This window comes from Jiangella rhizosphaerae, assembly GCF_003579925.1.
GTDB lineage: Bacteria > Actinomycetota > Actinomycetes > Jiangellales > Jiangellaceae > Jiangella > Jiangella rhizosphaerae.
The window spans coordinates 1-25,855 of the sequence record NZ_QUAL01000181.1 but is presented as its reverse complement, the minus strand read 5'-3'; the positions used below and the strand labels follow the sequence as shown (position 1 = coordinate 25,855).

At 72.6% G+C, this 25,855-nt stretch carries 26 protein-coding genes; 6 read left to right on the top strand and 20 right to left on the bottom strand.

The annotated features are described in order from the left end of the window. Positions 1-110: 110 nt before the first annotated feature. On the bottom strand, positions 111-2,210 hold the full coding sequence (locus DY240_RS19575) for a DNA gyrase/topoisomerase IV subunit B (RefSeq protein ID WP_119661524.1): 2,100 nt from the start codon (positions 2,208-2,210) through the stop codon (positions 111-113). Between the two features lie 273 nt (positions 2,211-2,483). Here DY240_RS19575 and DY240_RS19570 point away from each other — a divergent pair, with 273 nt between their 5' ends. Next, the gene (locus DY240_RS19570) at positions 2,484-2,702 is read left to right on the top strand and encodes a DUF7455 domain-containing protein (protein ID WP_199701820.1); all 219 of its coding nucleotides are present in this window, start codon (positions 2,484-2,486) and stop codon (positions 2,700-2,702) included. 14 nt (positions 2,703-2,716) lie between these two features. Here DY240_RS19570 and DY240_RS19565 read toward each other — a convergent pair whose 3' ends face one another. Both DY240_RS19565 and DY240_RS19560 read right to left on the bottom strand, forming a co-directional pair. Continuing rightward, positions 2,717-3,127 (bottom strand): SRPBCC family protein, encoded by a 411-nt coding sequence (locus DY240_RS19565; RefSeq protein WP_119661523.1) that lies wholly within the window; start codon positions 3,125-3,127, stop codon positions 2,717-2,719. Continuing rightward, positions 3,124-3,420 carry an ArsR/SmtB family transcription factor gene (locus tag DY240_RS19560; protein ID WP_119661522.1) on the bottom strand — a complete coding sequence of 99 codons (297 nt, stop codon included), beginning with the start codon at positions 3,418-3,420 and terminating at the stop codon, positions 3,124-3,126. The genes DY240_RS19565 and DY240_RS19560 overlap by 4 nt, the downstream gene beginning before the upstream one ends. Positions 3,421-3,478: 58 nt before the next feature. On the opposite strand from DY240_RS19560, the gene DY240_RS19555 reads away from it, so the two are divergent. Next, positions 3,479-3,898, top strand: coding sequence for a hypothetical protein (locus DY240_RS19555; protein WP_119661521.1), 420 nt, complete (start codon positions 3,479-3,481; stop codon positions 3,896-3,898). Here DY240_RS19555 and DY240_RS19550 read toward each other — a convergent pair. Together DY240_RS19550 and DY240_RS19545 are read right to left on the bottom strand one after the other, a co-directional pair. Further along, positions 3,852-4,448, bottom strand: a complete 597-nt coding sequence (locus DY240_RS19550) for a rhomboid family intramembrane serine protease (protein WP_119661520.1) — start codon at positions 4,446-4,448, stop codon at positions 3,852-3,854. The two genes, DY240_RS19555 and DY240_RS19550, sit on opposite strands and share 47 nt — an antisense overlap. Before the next feature lie 22 nt (positions 4,449-4,470). Further along, positions 4,471-5,211: an arginase family protein gene (locus DY240_RS19545; protein WP_199701819.1), complete on the bottom strand. Its 741-nt coding sequence runs from the start codon at positions 5,209-5,211 to the stop codon at positions 4,471-4,473. Positions 5,212-5,317: 106 nt separating this feature from the next. Between DY240_RS19545 and DY240_RS19540 the strand changes: the two genes are divergently transcribed. Further along, a complete protein-coding gene (locus DY240_RS19540) occupies positions 5,318-5,893 on the top strand; it encodes a dihydrofolate reductase family protein (RefSeq protein WP_119661519.1) in 576 nt (191 codons plus the stop codon). A 49-nt stretch (positions 5,894-5,942) separates the two neighbouring features. Here the strand turns inward: DY240_RS19540 and DY240_RS19535 are convergent, their stop codons facing one another. The 6 genes from DY240_RS19535 to DY240_RS19510 form a co-directional block, all read right to left on the bottom strand. Continuing rightward, positions 5,943-6,620: a hypothetical protein gene (locus tag DY240_RS19535; protein ID WP_119661518.1), complete on the bottom strand. Its 678-nt coding sequence runs from the start codon at positions 6,618-6,620 to the stop codon at positions 5,943-5,945. Next, positions 6,604-6,801 (bottom strand): hypothetical protein, encoded by a 198-nt coding sequence (locus DY240_RS19530; protein WP_199701818.1) that lies wholly within the window; start codon positions 6,799-6,801, stop codon positions 6,604-6,606. The genes DY240_RS19535 and DY240_RS19530 overlap by 17 nt, the downstream gene beginning before the upstream one ends. 182 nt (positions 6,802-6,983) lie before the next feature. Then, complete coding sequence (locus tag DY240_RS19525; RefSeq protein WP_119661517.1) at positions 6,984-8,498, bottom strand: RNA polymerase sigma factor; 1,515 nt, start codon at positions 8,496-8,498, stop codon at positions 6,984-6,986. 126 nt (positions 8,499-8,624) lie between these two features. Continuing rightward, positions 8,625-10,229: a SpoIIE family protein phosphatase gene (locus DY240_RS19520; protein ID WP_119661516.1), complete on the bottom strand. Its 1,605-nt coding sequence runs from the start codon at positions 10,227-10,229 to the stop codon at positions 8,625-8,627. A gap of 5 nt (positions 10,230-10,234) precedes the next feature. Next, positions 10,235-10,807 (bottom strand): HhH-GPD-type base excision DNA repair protein, encoded by a 573-nt coding sequence (locus tag DY240_RS19515; RefSeq protein ID WP_119661515.1) that lies wholly within the window; start codon positions 10,805-10,807, stop codon positions 10,235-10,237. A gap of 16 nt (positions 10,808-10,823) precedes the next feature. After that, positions 10,824-11,234: a universal stress protein gene (locus DY240_RS19510; RefSeq protein ID WP_119661514.1), complete on the bottom strand. Its 411-nt coding sequence runs from the start codon at positions 11,232-11,234 to the stop codon at positions 10,824-10,826. A gap of 174 nt (positions 11,235-11,408) precedes the next feature. Here DY240_RS19510 and DY240_RS19505 point away from each other — a divergent pair, with 174 nt between their 5' ends. Continuing rightward, the gene (locus DY240_RS19505; RefSeq protein ID WP_119661513.1) at positions 11,409-12,743 is read left to right on the top strand and encodes a DNA polymerase IV; all 1,335 of its coding nucleotides are present in this window, start codon (positions 11,409-11,411) and stop codon (positions 12,741-12,743) included. 578 nt (positions 12,744-13,321) lie between these two features. Here DY240_RS19505 and DY240_RS19500 read toward each other — a convergent pair. From DY240_RS19500 to DY240_RS19485, 4 genes are read right to left on the bottom strand one after another with little or no spacing between them, the layout of a single operon-like run. Further along, complete coding sequence (locus DY240_RS19500) at positions 13,322-13,927, bottom strand: response regulator transcription factor (RefSeq protein WP_119661512.1); 606 nt, start codon at positions 13,925-13,927, stop codon at positions 13,322-13,324. Then, positions 13,924-15,156, bottom strand: a complete 1,233-nt coding sequence (locus DY240_RS19495; protein ID WP_233552801.1) for a sensor histidine kinase — start codon at positions 15,154-15,156, stop codon at positions 13,924-13,926. Before DY240_RS19495 ends, DY240_RS19500 begins: the two co-directional genes overlap by 4 nt. 33 nt (positions 15,157-15,189) lie before the next feature. After that, entirely contained in the window at positions 15,190-16,020 is an 831-nt protein-coding gene (locus DY240_RS19490; RefSeq protein ID WP_199701817.1) for an ABC transporter permease, read from the bottom strand. After that, a complete protein-coding gene (locus tag DY240_RS19485) occupies positions 16,017-16,952 on the bottom strand; it encodes an ABC transporter ATP-binding protein (protein ID WP_119661509.1) in 936 nt (311 codons plus the stop codon). Before DY240_RS19485 ends, DY240_RS19490 begins: the two co-directional genes overlap by 4 nt. 154 nt (positions 16,953-17,106) lie before the next feature. Here DY240_RS19485 and DY240_RS19480 point away from each other — a divergent pair, with 154 nt between their 5' ends. Beyond that, a complete protein-coding gene (locus DY240_RS19480) occupies positions 17,107-20,118 on the top strand; it encodes a S8 family serine peptidase (protein WP_199701816.1) in 3,012 nt (1,003 codons plus the stop codon). Between the two features lie 199 nt (positions 20,119-20,317). Here the strand turns inward: DY240_RS19480 and DY240_RS19475 are convergent, their stop codons facing one another. Genes DY240_RS19475 through DY240_RS19465 form a run of 3 tightly spaced genes read right to left on the bottom strand, consistent with a single transcriptional unit; the run spans position 20,318 to position 23,288 of the window. Next, entirely contained in the window at positions 20,318-21,517 is a 1,200-nt protein-coding gene (locus tag DY240_RS19475) for an ABC transporter permease (RefSeq protein ID WP_119661508.1), read from the bottom strand. After that, positions 21,514-22,236, bottom strand: coding sequence for an ABC transporter ATP-binding protein (locus DY240_RS19470; protein ID WP_119661507.1), 723 nt, complete (start codon positions 22,234-22,236; stop codon positions 21,514-21,516). Before DY240_RS19470 ends, DY240_RS19475 begins: the two co-directional genes overlap by 4 nt. Continuing rightward, positions 22,233-23,288 (bottom strand): efflux RND transporter periplasmic adaptor subunit, encoded by a 1,056-nt coding sequence (locus tag DY240_RS19465; protein ID WP_119661506.1) that lies wholly within the window; start codon positions 23,286-23,288, stop codon positions 22,233-22,235. The genes DY240_RS19470 and DY240_RS19465 overlap by 4 nt, the downstream gene beginning before the upstream one ends. Before the next feature lie 92 nt (positions 23,289-23,380). Here DY240_RS19465 and DY240_RS19460 point away from each other — a divergent pair, with 92 nt between their 5' ends. Beyond that, positions 23,381-24,409 carry a M48 family metallopeptidase gene (locus DY240_RS19460; protein ID WP_119661505.1) on the top strand — a complete coding sequence of 343 codons (1,029 nt, stop codon included), beginning with the start codon at positions 23,381-23,383 and terminating at the stop codon, positions 24,407-24,409. A 51-nt stretch (positions 24,410-24,460) separates the two neighbouring features. Here DY240_RS19460 and DY240_RS19455 read toward each other — a convergent pair whose 3' ends face one another. Further along, positions 24,461-25,402 carry a proteasome assembly chaperone family protein gene (locus DY240_RS19455; protein ID WP_119661504.1) on the bottom strand — a complete coding sequence of 314 codons (942 nt, stop codon included), beginning with the start codon at positions 25,400-25,402 and terminating at the stop codon, positions 24,461-24,463. A 133-nt stretch (positions 25,403-25,535) separates the two neighbouring features. Further along, positions 25,536-25,855: SAV_6107 family HEPN domain-containing protein (locus DY240_RS32125; protein ID WP_233552799.1), on the bottom strand; the 320-nt coding region annotated here is incomplete at its 5' end.

Genomic DNA, 25,855 nt, shown 5'->3' with positions numbered 1-25,855 from the left:
TCCGGAGGGTCGCCTCCGGAGCGTCGACGGGCCGGGTCGGCCACCGGATCGGCGGTCACCAGGGTCGCGGCACGGTATTCCGGCCGATGAGGTGAGGAATCTCCCAGCGATCAGACGTCGATGCGGGCGCGGTCGAGCTCGGCGGCGCCGGCGATGATGAACTCCTTGCGCGGCGCGACGTCGTTGCCCATCAGCAGCTCGAAGACCGCCTCGGCCTGCTCGGCGTCCTTGGCGTTGATGCGCCGCAGCCGGCGGTGCCGAGGATCCATCGTCGTCTCGGCCAGCTGGTCGGGATCCATCTCGCCCAGGCCCTTGTAGCGCTGCGGGGTCTCCTTGACCCGGATGCCGCGGCGGGCGAGGTCGCGCAGCGTGCGGTCGAGGTCGGCGTCGGTGTAGGTGTAGACGTACTTGTCCTGGCCCTTCTTCGGGTTGGCCAGCTCGATGCGGTGCAGCGGCGGCATGGCGGCGAACAGCCGGCCGGCCTCGACGTACGGGCGCATGTACCGGTAGAAGAGCGTGATGAGCAGCGTGCGGATGTGAGCGCCGTCGACGTCGGCGTCGGTCATCAGGATGACCCGGCCGTAGCGGGACTGGTCGATGTCGAAGGTGCGGCCGCTGCCGGCGCCGAGCACCTGGATGATGGCGGCGCACTCGGCGTTCTTCAGCATGTCGGCGACGGACGCCTTCTGCACGTTGAGGATCTTGCCGCGGATGGGCAGCAGCGCCTGGTACTCGGCGTCGCGGGCCGAGCGCCCGGTGCCCAGCGCGGAGTCGCCCTCGACGATGAACAGCTCGGACTTCTCGAGGCTGTTGGAGCGGCAGTCGACCAGCTTGGTCGGCAGCGAACTGGTCTCGAGGGCGTTCTTGCGGCGGACGGTCTCTTTGTGCAGCCGGGCCGCGACCCGTGCCTTGGCGGCCTGGACGACCTTCTCCATCAGCGCGGCGGCCTGCGCCTTGTCGTTGCGCTTGGTCGAGGTGAGGACGGCCTTCAGCTCGCGCTCGACGACGGCGGAGACGATGGAGCGGACCGCCGCGGTGCCGAGCACCTCCTTCGTCTGCCCCTCGAACTGCGGCTCGTCGAGCCGGACGGTGACCACCGAGGTGAGGCCCTCGAGCACGTCGTCCTTCTCGATCTTGTCGTTGCCGGCCTTGAGCCGCCGGGCGTTGACCTTGATCTGGTCGCGCAGCGCCTTGAGCAGGCCCTGCTCGAACCCGGTGACGTGGGTGCCGCCCTTGGGCGTGGCGACGACGTTGACGAACGACCGGCCGACGGTGTCGTAGCCGGTGTCCCACCGCAGCGCGACGTCGACCTGGCACACCCGCTCGGTGTCCTTGCTGACCAGCTGGCCGTCGTCGTCGAGGACGGGGACGGTCTCGCGGAAGGTCTGCTCGCCGGTGAGCCGCAGGACGTCGGTGACGGGCGCACCCGGGCTGAGGAACTCGACGAACTCGCTGATGCCGCCGTCGTGCCGGAAGGTCTCTTCGACGATCTCCTCGCCGCGCTCGTCGCGGACCACCAGCTGCAGGCCGGGCACGAGGTAGGACGTCTGGCGGGCACGGGAGATGAGGTCGTCCCACGAGTACGCGGCGTCGCGCAGGAAGATCTGCCGGTCGGCGTAGAACCGGACCCGGGTGCCGGTGACACGCTTGGCGACCCGGCCGGTGATGCGCAGCTCGGAGTGGTCGGTGAACGGGGTGAACGGTGCGGCCGGGCCGTCGCCGCCCCAGATGCCGGGCTCGCCGCGGCGGAACGACATGGCGTGCGTGCGGCCGTTGCGGTCGACCTCGACGTCGACCCGCTCGGACAGCGCGTTGACCACGCTGGCGCCGACGCCGTGCAGGCCGCCGGTGGCGGCGTAGGACCCGCCGCCGAACTTCCCGCCGGCGTGCAGCTTGGTGTAGACGACCTCGACGCCGGACAGGCCGGACTTGGTGTGGATGTCGACCGGGATGCCGCGGCCGTTGTCGCTGACCGAGGCCGAGCCGTCGGCGTGCAGGACGACCTCGACGCGGTCGCAGAACCCGCCGAGCGCCTCGTCGACGGCGTTGTCGATGATCTCCCAGAGGCAGTGCATGAGCCCGCGGGAGTCGGTGGAGCCGATGTACATGCCCGGCCGCTTGCGCACGGCCTCCAGGCCCTCGAGCACCGACAGGTGGCGGGCGGTGTAGTCGCCACCGGTGGTCAGGGCGTCGGCGCGCTCGGCGGTCACGAGTCGGTTCCTCCTTGCCAGCGTGCGGGTGCGCACATGCCCTGCCAGGGTAAGCCCTGGCTCCGACGGACCCGCGCAGGCGCGCGGAGACCGGCTCGTCCGAACGTGTTGCCGAGTCGATCAGGTGACCAGCGTCACAGGCGCGTCGATTACGCGCAGAGCGAACCAGCCCACGCTCGAGATGCGGGAACGTCTGGGGGTGATTACATGTTGGTACGGATGCACGACACCACCGGAACCTTCGGTGGACCAACGATCAGGAAGGTAGGCGACGTGACTACTACGGCTCTCGCTACCAGCCCGCTGAAGGCCGTCGACCGCTGCGACAGCTGCGGCGCCCAGGCGTACATCCGCGTCGTCCTCAACGAGGGTGAGCTCCTCTTCTGCGGTCACCACGGCCGCCGGCACGAGGCCAAGCTCCGCCCCATCGCGGTCGAGTGGCACGACGAGACCGACCGCCTCCAGCCCCAGTCCACCCCTGTGACCGACTGATCCCGCAAGAGCACTTAGTCGTCGGCGGCCGCCTCCTTCGCGAGGCGGCCGAGCACTATCCCCCAGCCATCGGTCGTCTCGCCGCGCAGCGTCGCCGGCAGACCACCGTGGCGGAGGGTCACCACGGTCCCGCCCCGGTCGGGCGTCAGCAGCACCTCGACGCGCGATCCGCCGGGCGGGATGTCCGGGACACCGGGCGCCGGCTCCCAGCCGAACGTGAACACCAGCCGCTCGTACGGCTGCAGCTCCACGAACTCGCCGCGCATCACCGGCTCGGGCCCGCCGTCCATCGCGACACGCAGCAGGCCGCCGGGACGCGGGTCGGCCTGCGCACCGCCCCACCACCGCGCCAGCAACTCCTGGTCGGTGAAGTACGCCCACACCCGCTCCGGGGGTGCGTCCACGCGAATGGTCTGCTCGATCATTCCTTCTCCACCGCTTCCTTCAGCCGACGCAGCTGCACCGACCACATGCGCTCGATGAACCCGGCCGCGTCGGCCAGGCCCTCCGGCCGCAGCGCGTAGAGCCGCCGGTTGCCGTCGCGGCGCACGTCGACCAGCCCGGCCTCGACGAGCACCTTGAGGTGCTGCGACACGGCCGGGCGGCTCATCGCCGGGAAATGTCCGGCCAGCTCCCCCGCCGAGCGCTCGCCGTCGCGCACCAGCTCCATGATCGCCCGGCGCGTCGGGTCGGCGACCGCCCGCAGTGCGTCGTCCATGCCCCTCCCGCTAGGCTGTGTAAGAACTTACTTACATAGCCTAGCGTCAGGAGCGGTCGTGATCGAGGAACTGGACGCGTTGGTGGGCGCCTGGCGCTCGGAGGGCGAGACGGTGGAGGAGCCCGTCGTGCGGATCGAGGGCAGCGATGTCTACGAGTGGCTGCCCGGCGGGCACTTCCTGGTGCATCACGTCGACGTGACGCTCGACGGGCGGCGGTACCAGGCGCTGGAGGTGTTCGAGGGGGACCTGGCGCGGTCCTACGACAGCGACGGCGCGACCGGCACGATGACCGTCGGTGTCGACTCGCCGGGGGTGGTGACGCTGACGGGGCCGGACACCCGGGCCCGGCTGATCGTCGAGGCGGACCGGATGGTGGCGCGCTGGGAGCGGCTCGACGGCGACGAGTGGCGGCACTGGATGGACATGCGGTTCACCCGCGCTGACGAGCACCGCTCCCCCGCAGCAGCCACGCCATGAGCACGCCGGCCAGCGCGCCGAACAGGTGCCCCTGCCACGAGATGCCGGGCTGGCCGGGCAGCACGCCGACCACGATGCCGCCGTACATCACCACCACGATCACCGCGACGACGATGGCCAGCGCCCGCCGGCTGAACACGCCCCACGCCACCAGGAACGCGGCGTAGCCGTAGACCAGCCCACTGGCGCCGATGTGGACGGTGCCGGGCGCCGCGGCCAGCCAGGTCGCGAACCCGCCGACCAGCGCCACGCCGATGGTGACCGGCCAGAACCGCCGCGTCGTCAGGGCGATGAGGCAGCCCAGCACCAGGAACGCGCCGGTGTTGGCGATGAGGTGGCCGAACCCGCCATGGAGGAACGGCGCCGTGGCGATGCCGACCAGGCCCTCGGGGTCCTGCGGGCGGATGCCGTACCGGTCGAGGTTCACGCCCGGGAACGCGTCGATGATCTCCTCGGCCCACATGAGCAGCACCAGGACGACGACGGAGACCGTGCCCGCCAGGGCCGGCGGCACGGATCGACGCGGCGTGACCTGGCCCGAGGACGACATGTCGCCAGTGTATGCGGGCCGGTCAGAACGGCAGCGCGTCACGCACGCGCGCGGCCGCGCCGTGGCCGTCGTGCCAGGTGCAGCCGAGCCCGACGGCGGCGACCCGGCCGGTGTCGAGGACCCGGCGGACCGCCTGACCGACCTCGCTCGCCGACGGCCCGCCCGGCACCGGGAACAGCAGGCCCGGCAGCTGCGCGCCGTCGACGACGTCGAGGTCGACGTGCAGGTAGACCGGCCCCGGCGGCACGTGCTCGCCGGCCAGCTCGGCCGCGAAGAGCTGCCGGATGTCGGACGCGGCGAGGTAGTCGCGCTCCGGCGGGTCGAGGTCGCGCCCGTCGACCAGCACGATGCGGTCCTCCGGCACCGGCTGCTGGCCCAGCCGGTCGGCGAGCAGCTCCGGCCGGTAGCCGGCGATCATCCGCAGCGGCATCCCGCCGAGGTACCCGGACGTCGTCGTCTCCAGCGTCTGCACGTCGCCGTGCGCGTCGAACCAGACGACCGACGGCGGCGCGCCGTCGTGGGCCCGCTGCACCCCGGCGACGACGGCCTGCGACACCATGCAGTCGCCGGACATCACCAGCGGCACCCGGCCGCTCCGGACGTCGTCGGCCACGATGTCGGCGACCTCGCCGTACAGCCCGGCGAGCCGCGCCCAGACGTCGTCGCCGGCCAGCTCGCGCGTCACCGTCACACCCGGCTCGTACGGCACGTCGAGGCCGGGCCGGTGCTCGTCGAGGTGGTAGGGCACGAGGATGCGGGTCATCGGGCGATTCTGCCATTGGTCCACGAAACGGCGCACGGATCGGACCTGACGGCGGACCGGTGCGCGGCTCTAGCGTGATCCTCACCTTCGAGACGAGGAGAAGATCATGGGCAAGGTCGTGGTCAGCGAGTTCATGTCCCTCGACGGCGTGGTCGAGGACCCCGGCGGCGGCGAGGGCACCGAGTTCGGCGGATGGACGTTCCGCTTCCCCACGCCCGACGGGCAGCAGTTCAAGTTCGAGGAGCTGCGGGCCGCCGACGTGCAGTTGCTGGGCCGGGTCACCTACGAGGGCTTCGCCGCCGCCTGGCCGGGGATGAAGGAGACCACCGGCGAGTTCGGCGTGAAGATGAACGAGATGCCCAAGGTGGTCGTCTCGACGACGCTCACGGAGCCGACCTGGGAGAACACCACCGTCGTGGCGGACGACGTGCCCGGCGCCGTGGCCGAGCTCAAGTCGCGGTACGAGGGCGACGTCCTGGTCGCCGGCAGCCCGACGCTGGTCGCCACGCTCCGCGAGCACGACCTCGTCGACGAGTACCGGCTGATGGTCCACCCGGTCGTGCTGGGCCGCGGCAGGCGCCTCTTCGCCGACGGCGTCGCACCGGGCGACCTGTCGCTCGTCGAGTCGCGGGCCGTCGGCCCCGACGTCCTGCTGCTCACCTACCGCCCCGCCGGCCGCTGAGCGCGGCGGCGCGACGGCCCCGTCCCGGACATCCCGGACGGGGCCGTCGTCATGCTCGCCCTTCCCTCAGACCGTCGATGTCCGCGAGGACAGCCCGTGCGATGTCGGGACGGCGCCGAACCGCGGCGCTGAGTTGCTTCTCCTGGAACGCGATCCGGTGATCGGCGATGACTCGCTCCCAGTCGTCGCGGCCTTCGGCGAAACCTTCCATGAGGACGAACTCGATCATGTCTTCGATGGTCGGCCTGTAGCGACGCCCGCCGACGGGGAAATGGAGCTTCGCCAGCTCACCCGCGGAGCGTCGGCCCGGGAGCAGGCCGAGCGCTGGGCACGTACCCTGCACCTGCAGATGAGCCGCAGGATAGCCGGCCTTGTTGCGTTCGTAGTCGTAGTGGCACAGCAACGTCTTGCCGTCAGGCGCGTAGATCCCGAAGAACGAGCTGATCACCATGAGGAAGCGGCCGCGGTCGTCGAGGTCACATCGATACTGGGCCTCGAGCCAACACTTCGGCTTCTTGTTGTCGAGGCAGAGAGGCACCGGCCGCGCCACCAGATCGCGGAGCTTGGTGCCTACGTTGACGATCTTCTGCTCGAGATCCTTGTCCCATGAGACCACAGCGCCGACCACGGCGCCGTTGCAGACGGTCTTGTTCAGTACGTCTTGGACCTCTCCGGCGAACGCGGTGGCCGGCGCCAGCAGCTTGTGGATGTCAGCGGGCGTGACCACCGATGGCAACCCAGACCTTGTGCGCACGCGGTGAACTGAACTGTCCGGTGCGGGCCTGTCGTTCGAGCTGCCGGTAGGTCAGGCCGACGGACTTGAGCGCCGCACGCTTCGCCTTCGCATACTCCTCAGGCGTGAGCTCGATCGCTTCGACCGCTGGAGCGGAGTGCGGCTTGCCCGGCACGGTGATGCCTCCTTTGCTCGTGAACCCGATTGTGCACGACCCCACTGACAATGTCCGGGGCTGCAACCTCAGGCGTACGAGGCTCCTGACCACGTCGACCGGCGTCTCAGCCGGGCGACAACGGCGAACGGCCCCGCCCGGGAGATCCGGGGCGGGGCCGTCGTCGCGCTGAAAGGGGCCGGTCAGTCGAGGTAGTCGCGCAGCACCTGGGACCGGGACGGGTGGCGGAGCTTGGACATGGTCTTGGACTCGATCTGCCGGATCCGCTCGCGCGTGACCCCGTAGACCTTGCCGATCTCGTCGAGCGTCTTCGGCTGGCCGTCGGTGAGGCCGAAGCGCATGGACACGACGCCGGCCTCACGCTCGGAGAGGGTGTCGAGGACCGCGTGCAGCTGCTCCTGCAGGAGCGTGAACGAGACCGCCTCGGCCGGGACGATGGCCTCGGAGTCCTCGATGAGGTCGCCGAACTCGCTGTCGCCGTCCTCGCCGAGCGGGGTGTGCAGCGAGATGGGCTCGCGGCCGTACTTCTGGACCTCGACCACCTTCTCGGGGGTCATGTCCAGCTCGGTCGCCAGCTCCTCCGGCGTGGGCTCGCGGCCGAGGTCCTGCAGCATCTGCCGCTGCACCCGGGCCAGCTTGTTGATGACCTCGACCATGTGCACCGGGATGCGGATGGTGCGGGCCTGGTCGGCCATGGCGCGGGTGATGGCCTGCCGGATCCACCAGGTGGCGTACGTGGAGAACTTGAAGCCCTTGGTGTAGTCGAACTTCTCGACCGCGCGGATGAGGCCGAGGTTGCCCTCCTGGATGAGGTCGAGGAAGAGCATGCCGCGGCCGGTGTAGCGCTTGGCCAGCGAGACGACCAGACGGAGGTTGGCCTCGAGCAGGTGGTTCTTGGCCCTGCGGCCGTCCTCGGCGATCCACTCCAGCTCGTTGCGGAGCCTGGCCGGCATGGTGTCGCCCTCGTTGGCCAGCTTCTCCTCGGCGAACAGGCCGGCCTCGATGCGCTTGGCGAGCTCGACCTCCTCGCCGGCGTTGAGCAGCGGGACCTTGCCGATCTGCTTGAGGTAGTCCTTGACCGGGTCGGCCGTGGCGCCGGCGACGGCGACCTGCTGCTCGGGCTCGTCGGTGTCGTCGTCCTCGGAGAGGATGAAGCCCTCGTCCTCGATCTTGGCCTCCTCGGCGGCGAGGTCGCCGAGGTCGGGCTCGCCGTCGGGACCGACGGCGCCGGGCTCCTTGGCCGGCGCGTCGGCCGTCTTGGCGGCCTTCTTGCGGCCCCGGCCCCTGGGCGCCGCCGCGGCGGGCTCCTCAGCAAGGCCGGCACCGGCCGTGTCGTGGACGTCGGCCTTCGCCTTCTTCACCGCCGTTTTCACAGATCCCTCGCCCTTCCTGGCCGCCGGCTCGGTCTTCTTCGCTGCCGTGGTCGCCACCGCCGTGGAGCGGGTGGACGTCGCCGCGGCGACACGCTTGCGCGGACTACGGGAGTCCGCCGCTGCTACCTCGACGGTAATACCGGTCGACTTCAAATGCTCGACGACGAACCGGCTCTCTTTCATCGCCAGGTTGGCCGCACCGCACGCGACCCGGACGTCCTCGGCGGTGACCGAGCCCGACTTCCGTCCCTGGCTCACGAGCGCCTGGACGGGCGGCAGCTCCAGGATCCGGGCGTTCTTGGTGCTGGACGAGCTCGACGACACGTACGACCTCTCGATGTCTTTGGTTAGGGGCAGCGCAGTACGCGAGGTGGCGACGGCAACACATCATTGTGGCACAGCAGGAGGGTCCCGTTCATCCCGAAAGGCCGCCGCCCACACCGACGGTTCTCATCGCCCGGCCCACCGTAGCGCGAGAATCGTCTGATCGTCGGCGGCCCCGTCGATCTGCATGCGCCGGACGACGGCGTCCAGCATCTGCTCGAGCGGAACACCCCGCTGTTCCTCCAGGCAACGCAGCAGCTGAGCGAAGCCTTCCTCGAGCGAACGCAGCCGACTCTCGATGAGTCCGTCGGTGAACGCGATCAGCACGTCGCCGGGCCACAGCCGCACCGACTGGGTGCTGCGCGGCTCGGTGACGCCGATCGGCGTGGTGCCGGCGCCGGCGTCGACCAGCTCGACGGCGCCCACCTCGGGGATGCGGATGAGCGGCAGGTGACCGGCGTCGCCGACCCGGACCGTCCCGTTGACGGGGTCGACCAGGGCGTAGACGACGGTGACCATCTCGACGGCGTCGTCGCGCTCGACCAGGCGGTCCAGCCCGCCGAGCACCGCCGCGGGATCGGGGTCGGTGAGCGCCAGCGCCCGCAGCGCCGCCCGCATCTGGCCCATCGCGCTGGCCGCGGTGACGCCGTGACCCATGACGTCGCCGACCACCAGCGCCAGCTCGCCGTCGGGCATCACCAGCGCGTCGTACCAGTCGCCGCCGACGGAATGCTCGCCGACATCGGTGCGGCTGCGGGCCGCCAGCTCGATGCCGGCCACCGTCGGCAGCCGGCGCGGCAGCAGCCCCTGGCTGAGCGACGCCGCCGCCGTCCGCTCCCGTTCGAACAGCCGGGCGCGGGCGAAGGCCAGCGAGCACTGCTGGGCGACGGCGCGCAGGAACCGGCACTGGTCGGAGTCGAACTCCTGCTCCGTGGCGAAGGAGAAGCGGACGGCGCCGACGCAGCCGTCCTCGCCGGCCAGCGGCAGCACCGCCCAGGCGCGTTCGTCGGTGCGGTCGAGGAACTCACCGAAGACGGGGTCGCCGGGCGCGGCGGCCCGGGCGCGGTCGCGGCTGCCGAGGAACATCGGCCAGCCGCTGCGCAGCACCTCGTCGGTGGGCGTGACGGCGCCGTGCGGCCAGACGGCGACCTCATCGCCCTCGGCGACGCCGGTGGTGACGGGGTACGGCCGGCCGTTCGGGCCGATCAGCGTGACGGCGGTGCGCAGCGCCTGCACGTTGCGCCGGCCGATGGCGGCGGCGCCGTCGGCGACCTCGCGCACCGTCACCGCCCGCGACAGCACGTCGGACACCTCGAGCAGCCGCGCGTTGCGGGCCCGGCTGCGGCGCAGCGACGAGATGGCGCGCTGGTGGGAGGTGTCGTCGACGACGAACATGGCGACCTCGCGGCCGCGGCCCTCGTCGACGAGGTACCAGGACGAGTGCAGGTGATAGGTGTCGGTGCGCCCGGACACGGCCGGCTCCTCGGCCTCGACCGACTCGCCGGTGCGCAGAACGCGCTCGATCATCTCGTCGGTGTGGGCGGCCAGCTCCGGCGGCAGCACCTCGGCCGGCGTCCGGCCGAGGTGGTCGGCGATGCCCTTGCCGGACCGCTCCGCCAGGGCGGCGTTGATGGCGAGGTACCGGTGCTCCTCGTCGAAGACGGCGAACCCGACGGGCGCGTCGACGCCGGCCAGCGCACCGAGCAGGCGCTGGGCGTCAGCCGGTCGCATCGCCGCTAGGCCTTCGCCGCACGCTTGATCTCCCGCTTCGTGGCCCGCACCTGGGCCAGCGTGTCGGCGTCGACGACGTCGGCCACCGACCGGGTGGCGCCCTCGGCGCCGTAGTCGCCGGCCGCCTCGCGCCAGCCGTCGGGCCGCACGCCGATCTGCTTGCCGAGCAGCGCGACCATGATCTTGGCCTTCTGCTCGCCGAACCCGGGCAGCGCCTTGAGCCGCTTCAGCAGCTCAGCGCCGGTGCCGGCGTCGGACCAGATGGTGGCGGCGTCGTTGCCGTAATGCTCGGCGACGTACGCCGCCACCTTCTGCACGCGGCCGGCCATCGACCCCGGGAACCGGTGGACGGCCGGGGTGCGGGAGAAGATCTCGGCGAAGGCCTCGGGGTCGTACGCGGCGATGGCCGCCGGGTCGAGGTGGTCGACGCCCATGCGCTCGGCGATGACCGCCGGCCCCGAGAACGCCTTCTCCATGGGCACCTGCTGGTCCAGCAGCATGCCGGTGAGCAGGGCGAACGGGTCGCGAGCGAGGAGCGCGTCGGCGTCGGGCGTGCCGGCGAGGTAGAGCGTGGTCACGTTCGCGGAACCCTTCTCAGTCCACGTCCTCGGCCTTGACGGCCAGGACCGGGCATGGTGCGTCCAACAGGATACGCTGGGCGTTGCTTCCCAAGATCAGCTTTCCGACAGGACTCCGGCGGCGCAGGCCGATGACGATGAAGTCGGCGGCGTTCTCCTCGGCCACCGCGATGAGGTCCTCGGCCACGTCCATGCCGCGCACCAGCTGGCGCACCTCGGCCTCGATGCCGGCGTCCTTCAGCTGCTGGCTGACGGTGGCCAGCTCGGCGTCGGCGCGGATGGCGTCGTCGTCGTCGAACTCACGCCCGCCGCGGGCGGAGTTGACGACGATCAGCCTGGCCCCGCGCAGCCGCGCCTCCTCGGCGGCCCGGCGCAGTGCCGCCCGGCCCTCGGACTTGGGGACGTAGCCCACGACGATCGCGGTCATCGGAACCTTCTCTCTCACCTACTCCTGACATGTCAGGCCGCGCACGGAACCCCTCACCCGCTCCAGGCCTCCTCCGCCCGGCCCTCCATGGGTGCCGGCGTGAACTCCGGTCGCGGCGCAACCGTACCGCAGCCTCCGGGGCCGGGTGTCGGTGTGGCGTGCGACGATCGGGGCATGCGCGTCCTCCACCTCGACCTGGACGCATTCTTCGCCTCGGTCGAGCAGCGCGACAAGCCGTCGCTGCGGGGCAAGCCGGTCATCGTGGGCGGGCTCGGGCCGCGTGGCGTGGTGTCGACGGCGTCCTACGAGGCGCGCGTGTTCGGCGTCCGGTCGGCGATGTCGATGAGCGAGGCCCGGTCGCGATGCCCGCACGCGGCCTACCTGTCCGGCCGGTTCGGCGTCTACCGGGCGGTCAGCGCGGTGGTCATGGCTCGGCTGCGGGCGCTGTCGCCGGTGGTCGAGCCGCTGTCGCTGGACGAGGCGTTCGTCGACCTCGCCGGTCGTGACGGCGGCGTGCCGTCGACCGCCGACGAGGCGCGCGCCCTGGCCTCAGACCTGCGATCGACGATCGTCGATTCGACCGGCGTCACCGCGTCCGTCGGCGTGGCCGGCTCCAAGCTGATGGCGAAGATCGCCTCCGAGCAGGCCAAGCCCGACGGCCTGGTCGTCGTCGAGCCCGGGACGGAGCTCGACGTGCTGCACCCGCTGCCGATCCGCGCGCTGCCCGGCGTCGGCCCGGCGACGGCCGCCCGGCTGACCCGCTTCGGCGTCAAGACCGTCGGCGACCTCGCCCGCATCACCGAGTCCGACCTCGTCGACCTCCTCGGCGAGGCGCACGGGCGTTCCCTGCACCGGCTCTCGCTCGCCCATGACTCCCGGCCGGTCAGCGCCGAGCGCGAATCCAAGTCCGTCAGCGTCGAGGACACCTTCGACCGCGACCTCACCGACCCCGCGCTGCTGGCGGCGATCGTCGCCCGGCTGGCCGAGCGGGTGGCGGCGCGGCTGGTCAAGGCCGGGCTGTCCGGGCGGACGATCACGCTGAAGACGCGGCTGCACGACTTCACCACGCTGTCCCGGTCGGCCACGCTGCCGGCCCCGACCGACGACGTCCGGGTGCTGTCGCGGGTGGCGACCCGCCTGCTCGACGACGTCGACACCACGGGCGGCGTCCGGCTGCTCGGCGTCGGCGTGTCGGGCCTGTCCGACTGGGTGCAGGACGACCTGTTCGTCGCCGACGCTCGCCCGTCGCGGCCCGAGGTGGCCGACGAGCCGGACGGCCAGGTTCAGGAGGTCCTGCACGAGCGCCGCGGCTGGTCGCCCGGCATGGACGTCGTGCATGCGGTGCACGGCTCCGGTTGGGTGTGGGGGTCCGGACGCGGCCGGGTCACGGTCCGCTTCGAGACGGCGAGCACCCCGCCCGGTCCCGTACGAACCTTCGCCGTCGACGATCCGGAGCTGACGCCCGCTCCCCCGCCGGTCGTCCCGACCGACCCCCTCGCCGCCGCGTGACGTTGGTTGGGGACTGCCGCGTTGGGCCCGTCCCCCTGCTGCCCGATTGTCTTGGCCGCGGGCGCGCGCCTCAAGCGGACCGAGGAGGCGCTTCGCGCCGATGCGGACCGCTTGACCCGCGCGCACGCGGCTCAGAACGGGCAGCTATCAGGGGGACGGGGGCAATGTGGCGACGGCGCCAGGCCTCTGCGCCCGTTTCGGTGTGAGTTTGGTGTCGTTCGGCGTCCACGTGGTGAGATTTCGCCGTGATTCGCGGGCCATCACGAGGATTACCCCAGCGTCAACACGCCTACAGTCATGGTGATGCTCAGGTAATCCTCGTGATGTAGGCGATCGCCGATGATTATCGCCGTCCACGACACGACAAAGCACGCGAAACGGGCACGAGAAGCGTGAGGCGTGCCCACATCCTCCCCGTCCCCCTGATAGCTGCCCGTTCTTGGCCGCGGAGCCGCGGGTCAAGTCCGCCCCTCGTCGCGAAGCGACTCCATGGCGGACTTGAGGCGCGGGTTCGCGGCGAGAGAATGGGGCAGCAGGGGGACGGGGAGCCCCACCAACGCCACATACCAAGCGAACCCTCAGATCCAACCGTGCCGACGAGCGACGTGGACGGCCTCGTGCCGGTTGGCGGCCCCGAGCTTCGACGCCGCCGACGACAGGTAGTTCCGCACCGTCCCCGGCGTCAACGCGGCTCGACGGGCGATCTCCTCGACCGGCGCGCCCTCGGCGGCCAGTTCGAGGACGTCCGCCTCGCGGGCGGTCAGCGGGCTGTCGCCGGCGCTGATCGCCTCGGCGGCCAGCTCGGGGTCGACGTACCGGCCGCCCTCGTGCACGGTCCGGACGACCTGGGCCAGCACGGACGCCGACACCGTCTTGGGCAGGAAGCCGCCCACTCCCCCGGCGAGCGCCCGCTTGAGGTACCCGGGCCGCCCGTGGCTGGTGACGATCATCGTCCGGCAGCCGGGGACCTGTGCATGCAGGTCGGCCGCCAGGGCGATGCCGTCGCGGTCGGGCAGCTGCAGATCCAGCACGGCCACGTCGGGAACCACCGACCGCGCCATCGCCAGCGCCTCGTCGGCGGTCGCGGCCTCGGCGACGACCTCGATGCCGTCCTCCAGCGACAGCAGCGCCCGCAGCGCGGACCGGATGAGGTTCTCGTCGTCGGCCAGGAGGACGCGGATCACGAGCCGACCACCCCCGACGGCACCCGGGCGGCGAGCCGGAAGCGGTCGCCGTCGAGCCGGTCGGCCGACAACGACCCGCCGAGCTCACGCAACCGTTCGGCCAGCCCGGACAGCCCGCTCCCCGGGCCCGAGCTCGCCCCGTCCGACGGCGCCCGCACACCGTCGTTCTCCATCGTCAGCGTCACGCAGCCGTCCCGGCGGGCCAGCGTGATGACGCAGGTCGACGCCGAGCTGTGCCGCAGCACGTTCGTCGTCCCCTCGCGCGCCACCCAGCCGAGCACGGTCTGCACGTCGGCCGGCAGCGGTGACACCTCGCCGACCACGCGCGTCGAGACGCCGGCCGACCGCAGCACCGACCTGGCGCCGGCCAGCTCCGTCGTCAAGTCGACCTCGCGGTAGCCGCGCACGACCTCGCGGACCTCGCGCAACGACTCCTGGGCGATGTCGCGGACGGCCATCATCTCCTCGGCCGCCTCGTCGCGGCCGCGCCGGGACAGCGCGGCGGCCAGTTCGCTCTTGACGGCGATGACGGACAGGTTGCGGCCCAGGATGTCGTGCAGGTCGCGGGCGAACCGCAGCCGTTCCTCGGCGACGGCGAGATCGGCCTGCACCTGCCGCGACCGGTCCAGCTCCCACACGACGCCCAGCATCCACACCGACGCCCGGAACGCCGCCCACCCGGCCAGCCAGCCGAGCACCGCCGCCAGACCGGTGGCGACGGCGCTGCGCGGTGGCCAGTCGCTCAGCAGCCCGGCCACGGGCACGACCGCGCCGAGCCCGAGCGCCAGCATCAGCAACCGCGACGTCTCCAGCCGCGGCGTCAGCGCGCCGACGGCGAAGCCGACGATCACGATGATGCCGAGCTGCGCGACCACGCCGCCGGTGATCTCACCCGGCGCCGGCGGCGGCTCCCAGCCGAACACCGCGACCGCCAGCGCCGACACGCACACCGTCGCCACGACCAGCGCCACCGTCCACCGGTACGGCCAGTCGCCGCGGCCGAGATACCACTCCATCCCGGCCCGCAGGACGACGGTGCCGACCACGCCATGGGCGGCGGCGAGGGCGACGAAGACGACGGCGGCCGAGGGCGACGCGGCGCCGGCGCCGGCGGACACCACGAACAGGGCGACCACCGGTTCGGCCGCGATCATCGAGTACAGGCTGCCGCGGGTGTAGAGGTCGAAGCGCTGCGGCGCACTGCGCCCGACCCACCATCGGCTCACCATCGACACGGACATCAGCTTGTCACGCCGCGGGCGTCAGCCTCGCGGCTCCCACCGGAACCAGCGCCGCAGCGCCCAAGCGCCGATGGCGATCCAGGCGGCCATGACGGCGAGCGGGGCGGCGGCCTCGGCCCAGCTGGCGGCGAACCCGACGGTGTCGCCGTCCGGTGTCTGCCCGGTCAGCCCGAGCTGGATCAGGTCGACGATCGGCGTCAGCGGGATGAACTGGGCGACGTCGCGCACCCGGTCCGGCACCGAGTCCGCCGGGACGACGACGCCGGAGAAGATCAGGCTGCCCATGCAGAGGAGCAGCACCGGCAACGTACTGACCTGCGCCATCTCGACGTTGCGGGTGAACGCCGTCGACGCCGCGGCCAGCAGCACGAACATCACCACGCCGCCGACGACCCCCAGCACCGCGAGCAGCGCGTTCGGCGGCACGTCCATGCCGAACGCCGGCGCCGCGACGACGGCCGTCAGCACCACCTGCGCGACCGCCACCACGACCGACGGCAGCGCCGTCCCGGCCAGGATCTCCGCGTCGCGCAGCTCGCCGACCCGCAGCCGCTTGAGCACCAGGTCCTCGCGCCGGGCCACGTACGCCGACACCAGGTTGTAGTAGACGACGTACAGCAGCGCGAACCCGGCGAGCATCGTCACGACCACCGCGCCGAGCGGCAGGTCGGTCTCCTCGCCGAACCCGATGCCGCTCAGCAGGATCACGGTCAGCACCGGCAGGGCCAGCGCCGTGAACATTGCCGTCCGGTTGCGCACCAGCAACCGCACCTCCGCCGTCGCCAGCGCGCGCACCCGGCGCGCCGCTCCGGCCGTCAGCAGGGCGGTCATCACATCAGCCGGTCGGCTCATCGGGCCGCCACCTCCGCTCGCTCGGTCTCCTTCTCCTCCGACGACGCCACCGCCAGGAAGGCCTGCTCCAGCGACGCCGGCCGCGCCGACAGCTCCCGCAGCTCGACGTCGTGGTCGCGGGCCCACAGCAGCAGACCGGTCAGCGTCGCCTGCATGGTGTCGGTGTGCACCTCGACCCGGTGGCCGTCGTCGACGACGAGCGCACCGGGCAGCTCCGGCAGCCACTCGCGGGGCACCGACGGCGGCAGCGCGAACGACACCGTCGCCGGCTGCGACGCGACCACCTCGGCGACGGTGCCGGTGCGCACGATCCGGCCCTGGTGCATGATCGCCAGCCGGTCGGCCAGCTCCTCGGCCTCGTCGAGATAGTGGGTGGTCAGCAGGACGGTGACGCCGTCGTCCAGCAGCGTGCGGACCAGCTCCCAGGTGTTGCGGCGGCTCTCCGGGTCCAGCCCGGTGGTCGGCTCGTCCAGGAACAGCACGTCCGGCCGGCCCAGCACGGCCAGCGCGAGGTCGAGGCGGCGTCGCTCGCCACCGGACAGCTGCTTGACGGCAACGCCGGCGCGGTGCGCGAGATCCACCAGCTCCAGCGCCTCGGCGACCGGCCGCGGCGCGGTGAGCGTCCCCGCCCACATCGCCGCGGTCTCCGTCACCGTGAGGTCGGCCGGGAACCCGCCCTGCTGGAGCATGACGCCGATCCGCGGCCGGACGGCGGCGCGGTCGGCCCACGGGTCGCGGCCGAGCACCCGGACGCGCCCGCCGCCGGGCCGGGCCAGCCCCTCGACCACCTCGAGGGTGGACGTCTTGCCGGCGCCGTTCGTACCGAGCAGCGCGAACAGCTCGCCGCGCGCGACGGAGAACGTCACGCCCCGCACGGCCTCGTAGCCGCCGTAGCTGCGGCGCACGTCCGAGACCTCGACCGCTTCAGCCATGTCCGCCTCCTCGCGCCGCCCGCGATGGTTCGATGTCTCCCATGACCCCATCGTGGCCGGGGCACGCGGCCTGAACCGGTGGGCGATGTCACCGGCCTCGATGACGGACGCGGGGCCGGCCCATGACGAATGTCAGCACTCCCGGAGGAAGCCCGTGGCGCACCCGCCCCGCCGTACCCGCCTCGTCGTCGCGCTCGCGAGCGTCGTCGCGGCAGCCGCCGCCTCGACCGCCGTCGCCGGCGCGGCACCGTCCGGCGAGCTCGCCGCGCCGCCCCCGCGCCACGAGGCCGACGGCTCGTACGTCGTCGTCCTGACGGAGCCGCCGGCGGCCACCTATGAGGGCGGGGTGCGGGGGCTGGCGGCCACGGCGCCGGCCGACGGCGAGCGGCTGCGGGCCGGCGACCGCGCCGTCCGCGACTACCGGGCGCACCTCGGCGAGCGGCAGCGGGAGCTGGCTGCCGGCGTCGGCGCCGAGCCGCTGTACCAGTACACGGTGGCGGTGAACGGGTTCGCCGCCGAGCTCACCGCGGAGCAGGCCACCCAGCTGGCCGCCGACCCGCGGGTGCTCGCCGTCGTGCCCGACGTGCCGCGCGCCGCCGACACCGTCGCGTCGCCGGAGTTCCTCGGCCTGACCGGCGACGACGGCGTGTGGGCGTCGCTCGGCGGGACGGCCGAGGCCGGTCGCGGCGTCGTCGTCGGCGTCATCGACACCGGCATCTGGCCCGAGAGCGCGTCGTTCGCCGGGCCGCCGCTGGCGGACGCACCGACCGGCGAGGTCGGCGCCGCCTACCGGACGTCAGCGACCGGCACGGCCGTGCTGAAGGCGAACGGCGACACGTTCACCGGCGAGTGCGAGCCCGGCGAGCACTGGACCGCCGGCCTGTGCAACGGCAAGCTCGTCTCGGCCCGCTACTACGACGACGGCTTCGTCGCCAACGTGCCGTCGGAGCACCGCGACCCGAACGAGCACCTCTCCACCCGCGACGGCGACGGCCACGGCAGCCACACCGCGAGCACCGCGGCCGGCAACCATGGCGTGCCGATGTCGGTGAACGGCCGCGCGTTCGGTGAGGGTTCGGGCATGGCGCCGGGCGCGTCCATCGCGGCGTACAAGGTGTGCTGGCAGGACGACGACGAGGCGACCGGCGGCTGCTATCCGTCGGACTCCGTCGCCGCCATCGACCAGGCGATCCTGGACGGCGTCGACGTCATCAACTACTCGATCTCCGGCGCCACCGACACGCTGGTCGACCCGGTCGAGCTGGCGTTCCTCTCCGCGGCGTCGGCGAACATCGTCGTGGCGGCGTCGGCCGGCAACTCCGGGCCGGGCGAGTCGACCGTCGCACACAACAGCCCGTGGGTCACCACCGTCGCCGCCAGCACCCACCAGGTCTACGAGGGCACCGTCGAACTGGGCGACGGCCGGCGCTTCCGCGGCTCGATGATCAGCGACGCCGGCGTCCCGGAGCAGACCGCGCTGGTCCACGGCCGCGACATCGCGGCGTCCGGCGCCGACCCCGAGGAGGCGGCGCTGTGCGCGCCGTCGGCGCTGGACGAGGCGCGGGCGGCCGGCGCGGTGGTGATCTGCGACCGCGGCGTCTACGACCGCGTCGCGAAGTCCGCCGAGGTGGAGCGCGCCGGCGGCGTCGGCATGGTGCTGGGCAACCTCGACCCCGCCGAGACGCTCAACGCCGACTTCCACTCCGTCCCGGCCGTGCACGTCGGCGCGGATGACGCGACGGCGATCCGGGAGTACGCGGCGACGGACGGCGCCACCGCGGCGCTGCTGGTGGGCGACCGGACGGATCTGCCGCCGACGCCGCGGCCGGTGCTGGCCGGGTTCTCCTCGCGCGGCCCGGCGCTGGCCAACGGCGGCGACCTGCTCAAGCCGGACATCTCCGCGCCGGGCGTCGATGTGCTCGCGGCGGTCGCGCCCGGACCCCACGACGGCAACGACTTCGACTTCCTCTCCGGCACGTCGATGGCGGCGCCGCACGTCGCCGGGCTGGCGGCGCTGATCCGCGCCGAGCGCCCGGAGTGGTCGGCGCCGGCGATCAAGTCGGCGATGATGACGACGGCGTACGACCTCGTCCTGCCCTCCGGCGAGCCCGACCGCGACCGCTTCCACGCCGGCGCGGGACACGTCGACCCGGCCCGGTTCCTCGACCCCGGCCTGGTGTACGAGTCCGGCGTGCGCGAGTGGCTGGCGTTCATGGAGGGCACCGGCGAGGACACCGGCGTGCCGGGCGTCGAGCCGATCGACCCGTCCGACCTCAACCAGCCGTCCATCGCGGTCGGCGCGCTGGCCGGCCGGCAGACGATCACCCGCACCGCCACCGCCGTCACGCCGGGCCTGTACCGCGCGAGCATCGACGTGCCCGGGTTCACCGCGCGGGTCACGCCGTCGGTCCTGTCCTTCGGCCGGCCCGGGCAGAGCAAGACGTTCGAGGTCACCCTCACGCGGACGCGCGCGGCGCTGGACGAGTACGCGCACGGCACGCTGACCTGGAGCGGCGCCGGAACGACGGTGCGCAGCCCGATCGTGGCCCGCCCGGTCGCCGTCGCGGCGCCCGGGGAGGTGACCGGCGGCGGCACGGACGGCTCGGTGACCTTCCCGGTGACGACCTCGACGACCGGCGACGTCGACCTCACGCTGCGCGGCCTGGTGCCGGGTGAGGTCACCGACGGGTCGCTGACGCCGGGCGCGGCGCCCGACCCGGAGGGCAACGCGTCGTCGCAGCTGGTGGCGTTCGAGGTGCCGGAGGGCACGTCGCTGGCCCGGTTCGACCTGGTCGCGGCGGACGAGTCGGCCGACTATGACATGTACGTCTACGGTCCTGACGGCGCCGAGGTGCCGGTCAACGGCGCCACCGGCGCGGCGAGCGAACGGATCGACCTGACCGCGCCCGAACCGGGGACCTACCACGTGCTGGTGCACCTGTTCTCCAGCCCGGACGGGTCGGCGACCGGCTTCGGCCTGCGGAACTTCGCCGTCGGCGCCGACGCGGCCGGCAACGCCACCCTCACGCCCGACCCGCTGCCCGGCCGGGCCGGCCGGCCCGCCGACGTGACCGTCGCGTGGACCGGCCTCGAGGCCGACGTGCCGTACCTCGGGCTGGTCGGCTACGCCGACACCTCCAGCACGACGGTGGTCGCCGTCGACTGACCCCGCCCGGGAATGATCACGTTCAGCACGAAAGCCCGTGCTGTACCACGATTGCAGGCGTAGTGACGCTCGGGTAATCGTGGTGGTGGCCCGGGCCGACGCGGGGAAAGCGGTTGCCGCGCACATCACGAGGATTATCCGAGCGTCACCACGATTGCAGGCGTAGTGCGACACGAGATTTCGTGGTGAACGTGATCATTCAGAAGCGGATGGCGTCGATGACCTTGACGCGGACGGCGACGGTGGCGGGGAGGATCCCGGCCAGGGCGCCGACCACCGTCGCCGCGACGAGGCCTTCGACCGCGGCCCGGACGGGGAACGGCGGCACGTCGGTGACGCTGCCGCCGATCAGCTCCTCGATCGGCACGTTCTCGACGATCGCGACGGCCAGCACGACGCCGGCCAGCCCGGCGACCGCCGTCGCGAACACGCTCTCCATCATCACCGAGAAGAACACCCGTCCCGACGTGGCGCCGAAGCTGCGCCGCACCCCGATCTCGCGGACCCGGTACCGGACCGTGACCAGCGCGATGTTCACCAGGCCCAGGGCGCCCATGCCCAACGCGATGACGCTGACGCCGCGGATGACCCACTGCAGCTGGCCGTCGATGACGTCGAAGTCCGACGGGTCCAGCCGGTAGACGTCGACCTGCAGGTCGTCGCCGAGCAGGCCGGCGAGGTCGGAGGTGAGCACGCCGGTGAGCTCGTCGGCGCTCTCCGGCGGCACCCACAGCTCCAGCGTCGGCGGGCTCGGGTAGAGGCCCTGGATCGCCCACTGCGCCTGGTGGGCGTTGAGCAGGTACGCCGACGGCATCTCGTCGCTGTAGGCGTTCGGCGTGACGCCGATGACCGTCGCCCGCACCGGCCGCTCGCCGCCGATGACCACCGTCGGGTCGGTGCGCAGGTCGGGCTCGCCCATCCGCTGGTGGAACGCCGTGTTGACCACGATCGCGGGCGCGAACCGGCGCTCGTCGGCGGCGGTGAACCACCGGCCGTGCTCCGGCTCGATGCGGTGCATCTCGCCATAGGAGGGGTCGATGAACGAGCCCCACACCGGCTCGGTCCCGTCGGCGAACCGGAACCGCAATTCGGTGCTGCTCAGGACCGACGAGTAGGCGACGGAGTGCCGCTCGACGATCTCGGCGTACGCCGCGGTCAGCGTCTCGGCCGGAAGCAGCGAGCCGTCCTGCGTCCACGCGCTGACCTGGAGCGTCGCGGGACGGCCGCTGGTGCTTTCGGAATGCTCGGCGTTGGCCTGCCGGGCCATGTCGCCCAGGGCGGTGATCACCGTCATCGCGGCGACGGCGATCAGCACGCCGATCAGCGACACGATGACGCGGACCTTGTGGATGCGGACCTCGTCCCATGCCTCGGCGAACGCCGCCACCAGCGCCGTCACGACGCCACCACCTGACGGGGCGGGGCCAGCGCGGCCGGGTCCAGCGGGCCGAGCACACCGGCGTCGAGGCGGTAATGCCGGTGGGCCCGCGCGGCGACCATCGTGTCGTGCGTGATGGTGACCAGCGTCGCGCCGGACTCCGCCGCGACCGCGTCGAGCAGGTCCATGATCTCGGTGCCGGTCTGCACGTCGAGGGCGCCGGTGGGCTCGTCGCACAGGATCACGCGCGGCGAGCGGATCAGGCTGCGCGCGATGGCGACCCGCTGCTGCTCGCCGCCCGACAGCTTCTCCGGCATGGTGTCGGCGCGCTCGCCCAGGCCGACCCGTTCCAGCATGTCCGCGGCCAGCCGGTTGCGGCGCCAGAAGTCCCGGCCGCCGGAGTAGAGCAGCGGGGCGGCGACGTTCTGCAGCGCCGTCCGGCCGGGCAGCAGGTTGAACTGCTGGAACACGAACCCGAACCCGGCGCCGCGCAGCTTCGCCCGCCGCCGCTGCGACAGGCCCGCGGTGGGCCTGCCCTCCAGCCGGTACTCGCCGTCGGTGGGTGTGTCGAGCAGGCCCATGAGGTTGAGCAGCGTCGACTTGCCCGACCCTGACCGGCCGACGATCGAGACGTGCTCACCGACCTCGATGGCGAGCGTGACGTCGCGCAGGATCTCCAGGCGCTCGCCGTCGGGCAGGATCACCGTCCGGCCGACGCCGTCGAGCTCGATGAGGCTCATCCCGCCTCGCCCACCATCTCCGGACCGAGCAGCTCCTCGTCCTCCGGCGCGGCGCCGGGCACGAACTCGAGGACGGCGTCGCCCTCGGCCAGGCCCTCGCGGATCTCGACCAGCTCGCCGTCGGTGAGGCCGAGCGTCACCGGCGTCTCGACCGGCTCGCCGTCCGGGCCGACCTTCCAGACGTTGCCGGACTCGAACGCGCCCTCGACCGCCGTGACGGGGACGACCAGGACGTTCTCGGCGCGGCCGGCCTCGATCACCATCGTCGCGGCCAGCCCGTCGAAGACCGTGACGTCGGGCGGGACGGCGCACGAGACGGCGGTGCTGGACCCGCCCTGCTCCGGCGGCGCCATGGGGTCCGGCGGCAGCGGTGCGGCGCCGCCCTCGTCCCCGCCGCCGTCGCCGCCGGACGCGGACCTGCCGGTGCGCAGCTCGGTGCAGGCGAACGGTGCCGGGCCGCCGCGGGCCTGGACCTCGGCCGTCGTCGGGCCGCTGACCAGCCGGTACTGCTGTTCCGCGGACAGCGCGCCGGACACCGTGAAGCCGCCGGTGGCGATGCTGCCGACGGTGTCGCCGACCGCGACGGCCTCGCCCACGAGCACGTCGTACTCGCCGACGGTGCCCGCGGCGGGCGCCTCGATGGTGCGGAACCGGCGGACCGGCTCGCCCGGCACCTCGACCTCGTTGCCCTCGTCGTCGGTCTCGGTGGTGGGCTCGCCCTCCTCCTCGAAGACCACCTCGAGCAGCGGATCGCCCTCCTCGACGATGTCGCCGGGCTCGGCCAGGAACACCGTCACCTCTCCCCCGTCGGTCGCGCGGACCGGCGTCGGCGCGTCGGCCGTGATGACCGCGTCGACCTCGACGGTGTTGACGACGGTGCCGATGCTCGCCGGGACCTCCGGCTGGACGATGTCGACCGACGGCACCGCCGGGTCGTCGCCGGCGTTCGACGCGTCGTCACCGCCGAACGCGAGGCGGACGGCAGCTACCGCGATGACGGCCAGCAGCAGGATCTTGATCGTCGGCAGGACGATGCGGCGGGTGACGCCCACGAACGTGCTCCCTCTCGGGCTCCGGGTCTTGTGGGAGCACAGCATGTATACCGAGTATGTGCATTGTCAATAGGGCGGTCTACGATGGCACCATGACGACTGAGCCCGATCGCAGCCGAGTCCGCTTCCCCGACCTCAGTTCGCGCGCGTACGAGCACCCCGCCGACCGCGGCGCGCTGGTCGCCATGCGATCGCTGCGCGGGTTCGACACCCTGCTGCGCAAGATGTCCGGCCTGTTCAACGAGCGCAGCCTGCGGCTGCACTATCTGTCCAGCGCCGTCCGGGTCGGCGAGACCCAGTTCCGCGACGTCTACCAGGACGTCGTCGACGCCGCCCACATCCTCGACGTCGAGCGGCCCGAGCTCTACATCGTCCAGGACCCGAACCCGCGGGCCATGGCCATCGGCACGGACAAGCCGTTCATCGTCCTCAGCACCGGGCTGTTCGACCTGCTCGACGCCGAGGAGCGGCGCTTCGCCATCGGCCACGAGGTCGGGCACATCCTGTCCGGGCACGCCGTCTACCGCACGCTGCTGCTCATGCTGACCCGGCTGGCGCTGCGGGTCGCGTGGATCCCGCTCGGCTACGTCGGACTGCGGGCCATCGTCTTCGCGCTCGAGGAGTGGCAGCGCAAGTCCGAGCTGTCGGCCGACCGCGCCGGCCTGCTGTCGTCGCAGGACCCCGCCGCGGCCAAGCGCTCGCTGATGAAGATGGCCGGCGGCTCGCGGCTGGCCGAGATGGACATCGACGCGTTCCTGCAGCAGGCCCGCGAGTACGACGCCGGCGAGGACGCCCGCGACGGCGTGATCAAGCTGGTGAGCCTGATGGGCCGCACGCATCCGCAGGCCGTGGTGCGGCTGGCCGAGCTCGACCGCTGGGCGGCGTCGGGCGAGTACAGCCGCATCCTCGCCGGCGACTACCCGCGCCGCTCCGACGACCGCGACGCCTCCATCAGCCAAGAGGTCCGCAACGCCGCGAAGTCGTACCAGGAGTCGTGGAACCGGACGTCCGACCCGCTGATCAGCACGCTGCGCGACGTGATGAGCGGCCTCGGCGACGCGGGCGGCAAGCTGTTCGACAACCTCACCAACCGCATGCGCCGTCCCTCCGACTCGGAGTAGCCGGGTTCGTCGCGTCGGCCCCCGGACTGATCGTCACCGGGGGCCGGGCGGTCAGCGGTCGCCGGGGTCGTCGTCGCGGTCGTCGTCGGTGTCGGCGCGGTCGTCGAGCTCGGCGAGGAACTGCTCGAGCTCGGCGCCGATCTCGTCGGCACTGGGCACGGCGCGCTGCTCGGCGATGAGGCTGCCGCGGGTGTCGCCGCCGGCGAAGGCGTCGTACTGGTTCTCCAACGCGTGGACGACCTTGGCGACCTGGTCGTTGCCCTCGACCTGCTCGCGGACCAGCTCGTCGGTGCGGCGGGCGGCCTCGGCCAGCTCACCCGACGGCAGCAGCAGACCCGTCGTGGCGCTCAGCGCGCGCAGCAGCGTCAGCGACGACTGCGGGTACTCGGACTCGGCGAGGTAGTGCGGGACGCGCGCGACCAGGCCGATGGCGTCGTGGCCGCTCTGGCCCAGGCGGTACTCCAGCAGCGAGGCGACGTTGCCGGGCACCCGCAGCTCGACGTCCACCAGCGCGGCGTCGTCGAGGAGCCCGGGCCGGTTGGCGTGGGTGAGCACGCTCAGCGGACGGGTGTGCGGGACGGGGTTCGGGATGCCGTGCACCCCGATGGACAGCCGCACACCCAGCCGTTCGATGAGGTCGGTGACCGCGGAGACGAACGCCTCCCACCGCACGTCGGGCTCGGGGCCGGACAGCAGCAGGAACGGCGAGCCGACGTCGTCGCGGACCAGCCGCAGCGTCAGCTCGGGCGCGTCGTAGTCCTGGAACGCGCCGTCGGCGAAGCGCATCTCCGGCCGGCGGGCGCGGTAGTCGACGAGCGTGTCGACGTCGAAGCGGGCCACGACCTCGGTGTCGAGGGTCGCGAGCAGGTGGTCGACGAGACCGCCGCCGGCCCGGCCCGCGTCGATGAAGCCGTCGAACCAGTAGACCAGGACCGGCGACTCCAGCCCGGACGGCTCCTCGACGAGCTCGTACAGCTCACTGCGGCTCGGCATGGCGGCACTCCCCGACATCGGACAGACGACACAAGACACCTCTATAACGCGGCGGCCGCCCCAGGACTTCCCGGCCGGGCGACGCGGCCGCACCCGCGGGCTGCTCGCAGCGGAGACCGCGCCGCGCCGGAGGTCACGCCGCGCCGGGGACGATCGCCACGACCGGGCCGTCGAGCGGCTCCTGGTACGGCAGCCCGAGCATGACGCAGACCAGGCCGAGGAACGTGTCGGCCTCTCGGAGCAGGTCGTCGGCCTCGCGCGGGGTGACCGCGCCGGGGAGGCCGGCCTGAGCCGCGGCGCGCTTGCCGGCGTTGGCGCCGAAGAACGCGGCCCACTCGGCCAGCTCGGGTGCGACCCCGGGCAGCAGCTCCCACACGTTGCGCGGCCCGTTCCCGCGCCGGCCGCGACCACGCCCCGCCTCGGCCGGCCGGGCCTTCGCCGCCAGCACGGCGG